The organism is Pedobacter ginsengiterrae, assembly GCF_039537385.1.
Taxonomy (GTDB): Bacteria; Bacteroidota; Bacteroidia; order Sphingobacteriales; family Sphingobacteriaceae; genus Pedobacter; species Pedobacter ginsengiterrae.
Genome location: NZ_BAABAK010000015.1, coordinates 466398 through 479466, shown reverse-complemented (window position 1 = coordinate 479466; position 13069 = coordinate 466398). Strand labels below are relative to the sequence as shown.

The window sequence follows — 13069 nt, the reverse complement described above, 5'->3', positions numbered from 1 at the left end:
GATGAGTTTTTGATAAAATGAATTGATTTTAACTAAATTTAAGGATAAACTCGGTGATGTCGATTGTGACTAATATGGAAGAAAAAATAAAATCTGTTTTCGATTTACAACAGCAGCACAAATTTGAGTTACGTAAAACTGACGCAAAAACGCGAATTGCCAAACTCAAAAAACTTAAGCAAGCTTTTGAAACTGCTGAAGAAGAAATATATAATGCTTTAGAAAAAGATTTACGTAAAAGTAGATTTGAAACAGCCGTAACCGAATTGTTTTTTACCTATGCAGAAATAGACCATGCGATAAAAAAACTAAACGGTTGGATGAAACCAAGATCGGTTAGCAAAACAATGAGTAACCTTTTTGCTGGCAATAAAATCTATTACGAACCGAAGGGTGTTTGTTTAATTATCGCTCCGTGGAATTATCCGTTTCAACTTGTGATGAGCCCGTTAATATCTGCGATTGCTGCTGGAAATTGTGTAATGTTAAAGCCCTCAGAGTTAAGCCCAAATACTGCGGCAATTATCAATCAAATCATCTCTAAAACTTTCGATGAAAAGGAAATTGCTTGTTTTGAGGGTGATGCCGAAACATCAACTGCATTATTAAAACTTCCATTCGACCATATTTTTTTTACTGGAAGTACAGCAATTGGAAAAATTGTAATGGCTGCTGCGGCAAAAAATCTTACTTCGGTAACATTGGAATTGGGAGGGAAATCTCCAGCAATAGTTGATGATTCTTGTGATTTAAAAAAGGCAGCAGAAAAGATTGCCTGGGGAAAATTGGTTAACGCAGGACAAACCTGTATAGCACCCGATTATGTTTTAATTGATGAAAAGCTAGAAGCAGTATTTGTAGGACATTATAAAGCTGCGGTGAAAAAAATGTTCTTCAACGGAGATGAAATAAATGAATCTGTTTACGGTAAAATCATTAATGAAAAGCAGTTTGCAAGATTGGGTGAACTGATTAAAAAAGCAATGAAAGATGGTGCGCAATTAGAATTTGGTGGAGAAATTAATGAAAGAACTTTAACCATAAACCCAACGGTTTTAACTTCAGTAAATGCCGAAAACGACATTATGCAGGAAGAAATTTTTGGTCCGATTTTACCGATCGTTACCTATAAAACCATACAACAAGCCATCGATTTAATAAACAAAAAAGATAAACCATTGGCGCTATATATTTTCTCTGATAATGTTAAAAATCAAGCTAAAATTATTAAAGAAACCAGTTCAGGCGGAACTTGTGTAAACGATGTTTTGGTTCATATTAGTAATCCAAATTTGCCATTTGGTGGCGTAAACAGTAGTGGAATGGGAAGTTGCCACGGAATTTTCGGCTTTAAAAACTTTTCACATGAGCGAGCTGTCGTTTTTCAATCCAAGTTCGGCATGACGAAAATGATTTATCCACCATATAATATGGGGCTGTTAAAATGGTTGAAAAAGCTACTATGATTAATGAAAGTTAAAAGCTTGCCACGGAAACACAGATTGATGCGGAATAAGGTTGATTATTTTCTGTGATTTCAGTGCTTCCGTGGCAAAAATAATTCTATTTAAATCCTTATTTTGCTTTCATGGATTTAGAACAACTTAAATACCCAATCGGGAAATTTGTAATGCCTGAAATATTTGACGAAAAGCAAGCCACAATCTGGATTTCGGAAATTGAAGCTTTACCAAATCAAATTAAAATGGCTACCGAGAATTTAAGTGACGAAGAACTTAATCAAGTTTATCGCCCAGATGGCTGGACATTAAGACAAGTTGTTCATCATATCCCCGATAGCCACATGAATGCTTATATCCGCTTTAAGCAAGCCATAACTGAAGATCTTCCAATCATCAGGCCTTATTACGAAGAGCGTTGGGCCGAAACAGAAGAAGCAAAGCATGCAGAAATAGACATGTCTATTGCTTTATTAGTCGCTTTGCATCACCGTTGGGTTACGTTTCTTAAAACCTTAAACATAGAGGATTTTCAAAGGCAATACACACATCCCGAACACGGAAAACAATTTACTTTGGCAAATATGTTGGGCACTTATGCATGGCATGGAAAACACCATCTGGCACATATTATTAATACCATTTCAAAAGGCTAAACTTGTTCTTCTTTCGTCAATAGAATTCCTGGTAAACACTTAATTCTAAATCAGGGATAGTTCGGTTATTACCCAGGTTTAACTCGGTACTATCTCGGTTCTAGAATCCGAATAAAACCTTAATTAAACCTTTAATAATTGCGACGAAATGGTAAATAGAGGCTACGCTTTGTTTTGCTACATCAAAATTAGCATCGCTGCACTCATCGCAATCATAATTGCATCTTCAACAATGGTAACGGTACTCATAGGCAAGTTAAAAACAGCACCCAAGCAAGCACATTGAATTTTTTTCTTGTTTAAAACGCTTTCCAGAACGCCAAGAATACTAACTGTCATTACAATTAATGTTACCCAGTTTACTACGACAGGCGATAAATTTAATGCAAAACTTAGCCCGAGGCCAAGTTCAATGAAAGCATAAATGTAACCCCATGCACTGAATTTTTTGGCTACGATATCATACATCGCATAACTTTCGGCAAAAGCCTTCAAATTCAACATTTTGAAAAAAGAAAACGTTAAGAAAAATCCAGCCATAAAAACACGCATAAAAGTCATGAAGTTTACAGCACCACTTTGCCATGAAACCGACAGCGAAATCGCTGTAACATAGCCGAAAATTAATAGAATTGGTTTGTAGGTCGTTGCCCATGATTTTGTTTCTTCAGCCAATTCACTATGGTTGTTCGCTGTTATCTGATATTTACTTTCAGGGCCGCCCAATGCTTGTTGCAAAGCATTTAAACCGATATGGTTATCCATACTAATGGTCGCCGAATTTGCATCTTTCGACACTTCTACAGCGGTTACATCAGGTAAAACCAAAAGATTGCTTTTTACTTTATTTTCGCAACTACTGCACGTCATGCCAGTAAGTTGATAGGTATGTGTCATAATAAAAATATTTATACAAAAATACCTTAACAACAGGCTAATCGCGTTACAGAATAATCATAAAATGTTATAGAATTTTTCTATCTGATGCACGAAGCATAGGTTTCAGATTCTTCGTGCCCCAGAATGACATAATCGAAGTTGCAGGTAAAAAAATAGCTACCCAACTAAAACCGAAGTCATGGTTAACGAACCGCCAACGGCTTTATCATTAAAGAAAGAAACCTCTTCTCTGTCGTTTTTTAAACCTAAGGTATAAATTAAAGGCAAGTAATGCTCGGGTGTAGGGATCGCGAGCATTGCATCACTTCCTAAATTTCGATAATCGATTAAAGGCTTATGATCGCCATTTGCAATTAAATTTTTGAATTTGTCATTCATTTCATTTGCCCAATCGTAACCGCCACCGTTAATCATTTCCCAACTTAACATACGTAAGTTGTGCACCATATTCCCACTGCCAATTACCAAAACGCCTTTTTTGCGAAGCGCATAAATCTCTTTTGCAATTTCGTAGTGCTGTTCGGGCGATTTTGTATAATCAATACTTAATTGAAGAACAGGAATATTGGCATCAGGATACATGTGTTTAACAACGGTCCAGGTGCCATGGTCCAAACCCCAATCGTGATCTAAACCAACATTTACAGAGTGAATTAATGATGGAATTTCGGCCGCCAGTTTAGCATCACCAGGAGCTGGGTACTGAACATCAAATAGTTGCTGCGGGAACCCGCCAAAATCATGAATAGTTGATGGAAAATCCATTGCGGTAACAAAAGTTCCGTGGGTGTACCAATGTGCAGAAACAACTAGAACGGCTTTTGGAACAGGGATGTTTTTTGCTAAATCGGCCCAGCTTTGACTAAACTCGTTATGCTCGATACCATTCATTGGCGAACCATGACCAATAAAAAGCGTTGGCATTAAATCAGTTTGGGGCAAGCCATGAGTAAAGTTTCTGAATTGAGATAATGTTGGCATGGTAGAGATAATTTTGTCACATTGAGCTTGTCGAAGCACTGATATGCATTTCCACAAGCTCAATGTGACAGGACTACTATATTAGTTATTTTGCTTGCACAAATTCTAAGTTCAAGTTAATGGTTACATCTTTTGCAACACCAGCACCAGTTGGGTCGTATTTAATGTTATAATCTAAACGGTTAATGGTTGTAGTTGCGCCAAAACCAGCCTTAGTATTGCCTTGCTGATCTTTTGCCGTACCACCATAAACTACCGCAAATTTTACATCTTTAGTTACATCACGAATGGTTAATTTGCCACTTAATTCATAATTGTTTCCGCTTAATTTTTTGAATGATGTACTTTCAAATTTCATTGTTGGAAATTTCTCTGCGTTAAAGAAATCATCAGTTTTTAAGTGACCATCTCTCATATCAACACCAGTTGTAATGCTATTTACTTCAACAGTGAAATTGATTTTAGCATCAGTTAAGTCTGGTTTTGAAGCAGCAACATTACCATCGAATTTTTTGAATGAACCATCAACAAAAGAGATGCCCATGTGCTTAACCGAGAAGTTAACAAATGAATGCATCGGATCGATTTTCCAGGTTGTTTGTGCAAATGATGCTACACTGATTGAGGCAGCGATCAGAAATAGGAATAATTTTTTCATAACTTTTAATTTGTTTTAATTGCTATGAAGCTTTCGGAAGTCAATAAATAATCTTCAGGCGATAACTTCCTCAAGTTTCATATTTTGCTAGTTTTTAATTAAACAAAAATACGCTGAAAATGAAAGGTTTAGTCTTGATGTATGATAAGAAAAAAGGCGTTAATTTTTAGCAGCCCATTGATTGCACATGGTTTCGCATTATGGCGCTAGATTTAGATCTCATCCAGTGTCTTTCTTTTATCCGAAGTTTGGGTTTTATATGCGGAAGGAGTTAAGCCGCAAACTTTTTTAAATTGAGCAGAAAGATGCGCAACACTACTGTAATTAAGTTGGTAAGCAATCTCGCTTAGGGTTAATTCGCCATAAGTAAGCATTTCTTTTGCTTTCTCTATTTTTTGAGCAATGAAATATTTCTCAATAGTTTGATTTTCAATTTCAGAGAAAACAGCACTCAGTTGCGGATATTCCAGATTGATTTGTACGCTTAGGTAAGCAGAAAGATTAATTTTTAATGGTTCTTTAGAGTAATGAACCAAATCGATAATTGAGGTTTTAATTTGTTCGGCAATTTGAGTTTTTTTATCTTCCAAAAGCTCAAAACCAAATGATTTTAGCTGCTCGCTAATTCTAATTTTATCGTCGGCAGAAATGTTTTCTTTAATGGAAACCGTTCCAAGTTCAACCGAAATAGGGTTAAAGCCAAGCTTTTCAAGCTCGGCTTTAACCACCATTTTGCAACGGTTGCATACCATGTTTTTGATATGCAGGTTCATTATTTCGATTTTATGGTTTCAGTAACATCACCGCAATCAAACATCATACTTCCGTAATATGGATTTTCGACATTTTCTTTCTCGTTTAACCAGCTTGCTTTAGCCATTGGACAATGCTGAACGAAAACTGTTGCATTGTTAAATTTGATGTTTCTAACTGTTTTAATCATTGCAGAAGAAATCATTTCGAAAGATTTTCTTTGTGCTTTGATGTCTTTTCCTGCCGCTAATTCGGATGCTTTTGCTTTGATAATTTTAGATTGCGCCATCCAAAGTGTGTGTTGTGCAGCTGGCAAATCTTTATGCGGAATTGCATCAACTTTGGCTGATAATGCTTTTACCTTTTGGGCTGCAACATCTTTCTTATCTGTAGCTAAAGCATTTTTTACATCGTAATACGCAGTTAATAACTGATTAAAAGCTACATCAGTTTTACTTTGTGCAAATGTTAATTTTGTACTTGCGATGGCAATTATAGCCACCATTATCATAATTTTTTTCATCTTGTATATTATTTTAAAACATTAAAAAAGTTAAATTCTGCCCTTAGCAGATACATATTTTTGGTATAGCGATTAGCCATATTCCCCGTCGCCTGGAAACGATAACCCAAATCAATTCTGGTGGTACTATTTAAAATAACCTGGATTGCTGGAGCCAAATCTAAATAAGATTGGCCAGTACTTGGGTCGGTTTTGCCTAACATTTCGAAATAGAGATTGAAATTCGGTTCTTTATAGTTTTTATAAACAACTGGTAATACCAAATAACCAGAAGATAGGCTATAAGAAAGCATATTGTTTGGCCTTGGCATACCTGTTACTTGTTTCTCGGAATCGTTAAACGAATGGGCATAGCCTAAAGTGGCAGATAAAGCCAGTTTGTGTAAAAGCTGTGTGAAAATAAAGCCACCTTGCACACCACTATTATCGCCTTCTAAGTTAATATCCCGAGTATAAGTTGGTCGTTTGCTTGTACTGATTCTTCCAAAAGCTGCTGCTCTAAAGTGGCTTTGAAGCTCATCGATAGAAAGAAAACGATACTTTGCGTACAAACTTCCTCCCTCTAAGCGATACTTTCCATCCATATCCGACAGGAAAGCTTGCGCATGGGCCATTAAGTTTTTATTGAAACCGATCATCACCTCAGGAATTGTTCTGCTTACAAAACCAGGATTGTTAAACATGCCTTCATTGGTTAAACGAACCCCAATTGATTTCGTGGGCATATTACTTGCTGGCTCTGTAAAAACGTATAATTCTTGACTAAAAGCATGATTGATTGCGCTAATAAAGACTAGCGCAATAATTAAAAACCGCCTCATTTTTTAAGAAAGAATTAAGTGATAAACACGGGTTTTTTTTCCGTTTACTACGGCTGTTCCGCTTGCGTAAGCATCAGAATTAGCTGAAGTGGATTGCTTTTTAAATGCAGAACCCGAGATGAAATTTTTATCAACAACCGAAGCTTTTACCGTTCCGTTTAAGGTTTTGTTTTTAGCGTTTATGAAACGATAAACGTTACCGCCAACAATCGCCTGGCCTTTATCATCAATTTTAACCTGATTGAAGGTGAAATCGGCAGTTAAGCCGCCGACAGAAAAACCAGCATCCTGAACTTTTTTACGAACTAAATCAAGATTGATATCAGCGCCATTTTTAAAAGTTAAAACAAAGATGTTTTTATTTAAATCTGGCTTTACGGTATTAATAAAACTTAATGTTTCTAAGGATTTTTGTGTTGCGTTTGAGCACATCGAACAAGTTAAACCAGTTACTTGTAAATTTGCAGTTGCGATTTGCTGAGCCGAAACTTTTACGGCAAAAAGAAGCATAATAATGCTTAATATTTTTATTGTTTTCATGATTTTTTGAATTAGAATAAACATTGCGCCATCGTCACTCTGAATTTATTTCAGAGCCTTAATAGCAATAGAGATGCTGATCGTAAATGTTCGGGACAGCATGACGGATTTGTTAATATCCTAATTCCTAAAAATGCAATTGAAAACGTGCAAAGCAACTCTTGTGGAAAGTGGAGGTGCCTTGTTCGAAATTTTGCTAAAAAATTTCGGGGTAATATTGGTAAGAAATTCTAAAACTGGCGGATGAAGAAATAATTGGATAGAAAATAACTTTGGCATTTGTACTTGTGCCTCAGTTTGATGACTGTCTTTTACTTTAACCGTTACCTGTGTATTTTTGCAGCAACCATCATCTTTTATCTTTTCTGCAGGGATATCCTTACATAATTTGCAAGAAAGCTCGTTACTAAAAAGTTTTACATTGGCCAGTTTACCACCGCAGAAATGCAAACTCAAAGCCAAACCCATAACACTAACCGCATAAAATACGGCCAAAGTAAGTGCTATTTTCTGTCTGAGTTTCATTATTACAAAGGTAACGCAAAAAACATCTAAATTGCATTCGTATTATTTATTGAATTTCATTTTTTAGCTTAATTTAGCCGCAAACACGATTCAAATGAAGAAATTAATCTTATTTATCTGCACATTTTCTGTGCTTTCTGCTTTTGCAGCTAAGCCTAAAAATCAATACATCCGTATTAAAACCGAATTTGGAGAATGTATTGTAAAACTTTATAACGAAACACCTTTACACCGCGATAATTTTTTAAAACTTACCAAAAAGGGCTTTTATAATGGAACGTTATTTCACAGGGTGATCAAAGATTTTATGATTCAAGGCGGTGATCCTGATTCAAAAACCGCTAAACCTGATTCACTTTTAGGTGAAGGTGATGTCGGGTACACAATTCCTGCCGAGTTTCGGGATAGCTTATTTCATAAAAAGGGTGTTTTAGCGGCGGCGAGAGATAATAATCCAGAAAAAGCATCGAGTGGTTGCCAGTTTTATTTGGTGCAGGGAAAGATTTTTACTGATGAACAACTAAATAGCGTAGAAGAAAAACGCCTGAAATTTAAAATCCCAGAATGGCAAAGACAGGTTTATAAAAACATTGGCGGTTCACCACATTTAGATCGAAATTATACCGTTTATGGCGAAATCATTGTTGGCTTAGATATGGTTGATAAAATTGCTGTTTTAACAACAGATAAAAACAATCGACCGAAACAAGATGTAAAAATGGACATTACAATTTTGAAAAGGAGAGAAGCGAAGAAGCTGGAGAAACAGTTGGCGAAAGGAATTTTGAAAGATAAATTGATTATAAAATCGTAATGAAAATCATCTCCTATAACGTTAACGGAATTCGGGCGGCAAGTACAAAAAACTTCTTCGGATGGTTACAAGCGACAAATGCTGATATGGTTTGCCTGCAGGAAGTTAAAGCATTGCCGTCTCAAATCCCAGAAATTATTGGATTAATAGAACAATTGGGCTACCATCCTTATTGGTTTCCAGCAGAGAAAAAGGGCTACAGCGGAGTGGCGATTTTAAGCAAAACAAAACCCAATCACGTAGAATATGGCTGTGGCGAAGAATGGATTGACAAAGAGGGAAGAATTTTAAGAGCCGATTTCGATAATTTTTCATTAATGAGTTTATACATGCCATCGGGCTCGAGTGGTGACGAAAGGCAGGTTAAAAAATATGAGTTTATGCGTTTTTTTGATGGATACATTGGAGAATTACGCAAAGAAATACCTAACTTGATTATCAGCGGAGATTATAATATTTGCCATACTTCAATAGATATTCATAATCCAAAATCTAATGCAAATTCCTCTGGGTTTTTGCCCGAAGAACGCGAGTGGATGCAACTATTTTTGGATAATGGTTTTATAGATACGTTCCGACACTTTAACAAAGATCCACACCATTACACCTGGTGGAGTTACAGATCTGGTTCGAGAGGGAAGAATTTGGGCTGGCGTATCGATTATCATTTAGTATCAAAGCCAATGGAAAACAGGTTAAAAAATGTAAGAATTTTGCCCGACGCTATACATTCAGACCATTGTCCTGTTTTATTAGAGCTGGAATAATCTCATTTTATGAAAATTTACTTTTGTTTCATTGTGGTAGTTCTAACTTCTAGCTGTACGCATTATGTTGTAAACGATGCAGGCTATATCAGACCGCCGAAAAGTCAAAAATTTTCCTATAAAAAGAGCTTCGCAGGCTTAAATCTTTCCTTAATTGATACAAATTCCATCTATTATTTATCAAACGGATATTACTATAAAAACAATAACGGCTATAAAAAGAAAGATAAATACATCCGTTTTTATAGCGATGGACGATTCAAGTTACAAGGATTAAAAGATTCACCAAAAATAGACGATATTAACAATCCAGATATTGGCATTGTTGGATATTACATTATGAAAGGCAATGTAATTAAAATGCAGATTTATGGTGATATCGACGCTGGTTCGATACAATTAGAATACGGCTATATTGATGAGAATAAAAACCTGATTGTAATGCACGATAATCCGAGGGTTGATTTTAATATCGGCTACAATGAGAAGAAAATCCGTAGACTGATAGAGAACTCGCCATTTAGCCCAGATGTTTATAAAAAAACGGCTGTAAAAGGGCTAACCTACATTGCGCCAAATTGGTGATAGAACAAATCGAAAGTAAACCAAATATGCTAATTACAAATATTAAGGGCCTTGTTGGCTTACATCCGAAAGATAAATTAGTTCTTCGTGGCGAGGAGATGAACAATTTGCCTGTTTTGGAAAATGCGTGGCTTTTGATCGAAGATGATTTCATTAAAGATTTTGGAACGATGAATGATATTCCTTCACAAATTTCGTCTCTCCCAACTCAAATCTCAGCTGAAGGTAAATTTGTGTTTCCATCATGGTGCGATAGCCATACACATATTGTTTTTGCAGCTTCCCGCGAGGAAGAGTTTGCCATGAAAATTCAGGGTAAAACCTACGAAGAAATTGCAGCAGCTGGGGGCGGAATTTTAAATTCGGCCAGTAAAATGCAAATTGCAACCGAAGATCAGCTTTACAGGAGTGCCTCTATTCGCTTAAAACAAATGATTTTGCAAGGAACGGGAGCCGTTGAAATAAAAAGCGGTTATGGTTTAACCGTTGAAAGCGAGATCAAAATGCTCAGGGTTATCAAAAAATTAAAGGCAAATTTTCCGATTCCCATTAAGGCTACATTCCTGGCTGCTCATGCTTTTCCAAGTGAGTATAAAAATAATCAGCAGGCTTACATCGATTTAATTATTAAAGAAATGCTGCCTCAAATTACAGCAGAAAAGCTGGCCGATTATATCGATGTTTTTTGCGAAAAGGGATTTTTCTCAGTCGAACAAACAGATCAGATTTTAAAGGCTGGCGCAAAATACAACCTGAAACCGAAAATACATGCCAACCAACTTTCAATTTCAGGAGCTGTAGAAATCGGCATAAAAAATAATGCAATCTCCGTCGATCATCTTGAAGAAACAAACGAAGAAACTGTTTTTGCATTAAAAAATAGCTCTACAATAGCAACGTTATTACCTTCATGCTCGTTTTATCTCGGGATATCTTTCGCAGATGCTAAAAGCTTAATTGCTGCAAATGTTGCTGTTGCATTGGCTACAGATTATAATCCAGGTTCAACACCATCTGGAAATATGAATTTTGTGGTTTCGTTAGGTTGTATAAAGTTGAAAATGCTACCAGAGCAAGCGATTAATTCGGCAACCTTAAATGGAGCCGCTGCAATGGAAATCAGCGGTACTTATGGGAGTATAGCTAATGGAAAAAAGGCAAATTTATTTATTACGAAACCGATGCCTTCAATTGCCTATTTGCCTTATAGTTTTGGTGAAACGCAAATAGAGACCATTATTTTAAACGGGAAAATTTACAATGGATAGTCTTAAAATATATTCGCAAAGCGATATTGATAACCTGATCATTCATCGTAAGGGAGAAAGGAAGCTTGGTGAAAACGTTGGAATATATAATCCGAATGACTCTTCATCGATTGATAAAATTTCTTTGGAAGGGCTTAAAAACAGCAGTGCAAAATTTGTGCTTTTAGGTATTCCAGAAGATATTGGGGTTCGGGCGAATTCGGGTGTCGCTGGTACATCTACAACCTGGCGTCCAGCCTTAGTGGCTTTCTTAAATATTCAAAGTAATCAGTTTTTAAATGGAAAAGAAATTCTTGTTTTGGGTCATTTTGAAATTGAGGAACCTGAAGATTCAGAGATTGATTGCTTAAGAGTTAAGGTTACTGAAATTGATAATTTGGTTTATCCAGTTATCGAAAAAATCGTTGCTGCGGGCAAAATTCCAATCGTAATTGGTGGCGGACACAATAATGCATTTCCGATGATTAAAGGAACATCTTTAGCGCACAAAAAAGCCATTGATGTTTTAAATATTGATGCTCACGCCGATTTAAGAGATCAGGAGGGAAGGCACAGCGGAAACGGATTTACTTACGCTTTAGCTGAAAAATTCCTAGAAAACTATTTCATGTATGGTTTACATCAAAACTATAACAACGAAGCTATTTTAAATCAAATTGAATCTAACCCACAGTTAAAAGCAGTGTTTTTTGATGATATTTTGAAGGGAATAGAGGAACAAAATTTTTTCACTGGCTTAAGTACTATTGCTGGTTTGGAGATAGATTTAGACTCTATTCAAAATGTACTTTCGAGCGCAGAAACACCATCTGGATTTTCTGTAAATGATATTAGAAGGTTGATTTTAACAAATGAAAAGCGTTTTTCTTATTTACACATCAGTGAGGGTGCAACGCGATTACTCGATGGCAGAGTGAGTAAATTAACCTCGAAACTGATCGCATATTTAGTGAGCGATTTTGTTAAGGCGCAGGCTTAGGGTTGTTTTCCGATAGATTCGGGAATCAAGCAGATTCTTTTTCGCAGAAACAGAGTAGCCAATGGGGAATACATAAATTAATATTTACAAATGGTCTGCCTCGTATTTTTCACCTGCTTTTAACATCAATTCAATTTGTTTTAAATCGTCGGCTGTTAGCTCTTCTTTTTCCTGCAATTCAAATACAGCAATCATATTGTCTTCGTACTGTTTTTCGGTTTTGATAACGATTTCGGTTGCCATGATTGTTTAAAATTTGATAATTTCTGTTGAAGTAATGCAAAGATCTAAGCGGATGTCGTGTTTATTAACATCATCAATCTTTTCTATTGCTGGCCACAAAGATAAGCCTATTTTCTGAGCATTTATATTTTCAAGAAACCGATCGTAAAAGCCTTTTCCATACCCCACACGATAGCCTTGTTTATCGAAAGCTAAAAGCGGAATTAAAACCATATCGATTTCGCCATTATGAATACTCGCTTTTTGAGGTTCCAGAATATTATAAATGTTTCTCTGTAAATCATCTATGCCCAAGTATTCGTGGTTGGTCATTAAGGCGGTTTCGAAATCAGCTTTCGGAACGATGATTTTAATTTGAGGATGCTTTTCTGCCAGCCATTCAATCAATAAAAATGTATTAGGCTCTTTCTTTTCTTCAATTGGCAGGAAGATGTGCAGCGTTTTTACCGCGCTAAAATCCAGCGTTATGAATTGATTTAACAAGCCATTATTTAACGATTCATATTCTATATCGCTAATCGTTAATCTATCTTTTATCGCTTGTTTTCTGATTTCGGCTTTTAACATCGTTTTCCAAAATTATATTTTTTTACAAC

Annotated in this window: 17 protein-coding genes; 7 read left to right on the top strand and 10 right to left on the bottom strand. The window is 36.0% G+C overall.

What is annotated here, in order from left to right; translation table 11 throughout:
• Positions 1-74: 74 nt before the first annotated feature.
• Positions 75-1466, top strand: a complete 1392-nt coding sequence (locus ABD692_RS15185; RefSeq protein ID WP_344768304.1) for an aldehyde dehydrogenase family protein — start codon at positions 75-77, stop codon at positions 1464-1466.
• A 122-nt stretch (positions 1467-1588) separates the two neighbouring features.
• Positions 1589-2116, top strand: coding sequence for a YfiT family bacillithiol transferase (locus tag ABD692_RS15180; protein ID WP_344768302.1), 528 nt, complete (start codon positions 1589-1591; stop codon positions 2114-2116).
• Between the two features lie 177 nt (positions 2117-2293).
• Here the strand turns inward: ABD692_RS15180 and ABD692_RS15175 are convergent, their stop codons facing one another.
• The 8 genes from ABD692_RS15175 to ABD692_RS15140 all read right to left on the bottom strand — a co-directional run bounded on the left by ABD692_RS15175 (position 2294) and on the right by ABD692_RS15140 (position 7817).
• Positions 2294-3013, bottom strand: a complete 720-nt coding sequence (locus ABD692_RS15175) for a heavy-metal-associated domain-containing protein (RefSeq protein WP_316754861.1) — start codon at positions 3011-3013, stop codon at positions 2294-2296.
• 159 nt (positions 3014-3172) lie between these two features.
• Positions 3173-3997, bottom strand: coding sequence for a 4,5-DOPA-extradiol-dioxygenase (gene ygiD, locus ABD692_RS15170; RefSeq protein ID WP_344768299.1), 825 nt, complete (start codon positions 3995-3997; stop codon positions 3173-3175).
• Positions 3998-4082: 85 nt separating this feature from the next.
• On the bottom strand, positions 4083-4655 hold the full coding sequence (locus ABD692_RS15165; protein ID WP_316754865.1) for a YceI family protein: 573 nt from the start codon (positions 4653-4655) through the stop codon (positions 4083-4085).
• Between the two features lie 212 nt (positions 4656-4867).
• The gene (locus tag ABD692_RS15160) at positions 4868-5428 is read right to left on the bottom strand and encodes a helix-turn-helix domain-containing protein (RefSeq protein ID WP_316754867.1); all 561 of its coding nucleotides are present in this window, start codon (positions 5426-5428) and stop codon (positions 4868-4870) included.
• Positions 5428-5931, bottom strand: coding sequence for a DUF3347 domain-containing protein (locus ABD692_RS15155; protein WP_316754869.1), 504 nt, complete (start codon positions 5929-5931; stop codon positions 5428-5430). The genes ABD692_RS15160 and ABD692_RS15155 overlap by 1 nt, the downstream gene beginning before the upstream one ends.
• Positions 5932-5939: 8 nt before the next feature.
• Complete coding sequence (locus tag ABD692_RS15150; protein WP_316754871.1) at positions 5940-6752, bottom strand: hypothetical protein; 813 nt, start codon at positions 6750-6752, stop codon at positions 5940-5942.
• A 3-nt stretch (positions 6753-6755) separates the two neighbouring features.
• Positions 6756-7292, bottom strand: coding sequence for a heavy-metal-associated domain-containing protein (locus tag ABD692_RS15145; RefSeq protein ID WP_316754872.1), 537 nt, complete (start codon positions 7290-7292; stop codon positions 6756-6758).
• A 120-nt stretch (positions 7293-7412) separates the two neighbouring features.
• Positions 7413-7817: an HYC_CC_PP family protein gene (locus tag ABD692_RS15140; RefSeq protein ID WP_344768295.1), complete on the bottom strand. Its 405-nt coding sequence runs from the start codon at positions 7815-7817 to the stop codon at positions 7413-7415.
• 94 nt (positions 7818-7911) lie between these two features.
• Here ABD692_RS15140 and ABD692_RS15135 point away from each other — a divergent pair, with 94 nt between their 5' ends.
• The 5 genes from ABD692_RS15135 to ABD692_RS15115 are packed head-to-tail and all read left to right on the top strand — an operon-like array spanning position 7912 to position 12230.
• Positions 7912-8631 carry a peptidylprolyl isomerase gene (locus ABD692_RS15135; RefSeq protein ID WP_316754876.1) on the top strand — a complete coding sequence of 240 codons (720 nt, stop codon included), beginning with the start codon at positions 7912-7914 and terminating at the stop codon, positions 8629-8631.
• Positions 8631-9398 carry an exodeoxyribonuclease III gene (locus tag ABD692_RS15130; protein WP_344768293.1) on the top strand — a complete coding sequence of 256 codons (768 nt, stop codon included), beginning with the start codon at positions 8631-8633 and terminating at the stop codon, positions 9396-9398. Before ABD692_RS15135 ends, ABD692_RS15130 begins: the two co-directional genes overlap by 1 nt.
• 9 nt (positions 9399-9407) lie before the next feature.
• Complete coding sequence (locus ABD692_RS15125; RefSeq protein ID WP_316754879.1) at positions 9408-9983, top strand: hypothetical protein; 576 nt, start codon at positions 9408-9410, stop codon at positions 9981-9983.
• A complete protein-coding gene (gene hutI, locus ABD692_RS15120; protein ID WP_344768290.1) occupies positions 9980-11251 on the top strand; it encodes an imidazolonepropionase in 1272 nt (423 codons plus the stop codon). Before ABD692_RS15125 ends, hutI begins: the two co-directional genes overlap by 4 nt.
• Positions 11244-12230, top strand: a complete 987-nt coding sequence (locus ABD692_RS15115) for a formimidoylglutamase (protein WP_344768288.1) — start codon at positions 11244-11246, stop codon at positions 12228-12230. Before hutI ends, ABD692_RS15115 begins: the two co-directional genes overlap by 8 nt.
• A gap of 84 nt (positions 12231-12314) precedes the next feature.
• On the opposite strand, the gene ABD692_RS15110 is transcribed toward ABD692_RS15115, so the two are convergent.
• Complete coding sequence (locus tag ABD692_RS15110; RefSeq protein WP_316754882.1) at positions 12315-12473, bottom strand: hypothetical protein; 159 nt, start codon at positions 12471-12473, stop codon at positions 12315-12317.
• A 6-nt stretch (positions 12474-12479) separates the two neighbouring features.
• Entirely contained in the window at positions 12480-13040 is a 561-nt protein-coding gene (locus ABD692_RS15105; RefSeq protein ID WP_344768286.1) for a 5-formyltetrahydrofolate cyclo-ligase, read from the bottom strand.
• Positions 13041-13069: the final 29 nt, after the last annotated feature.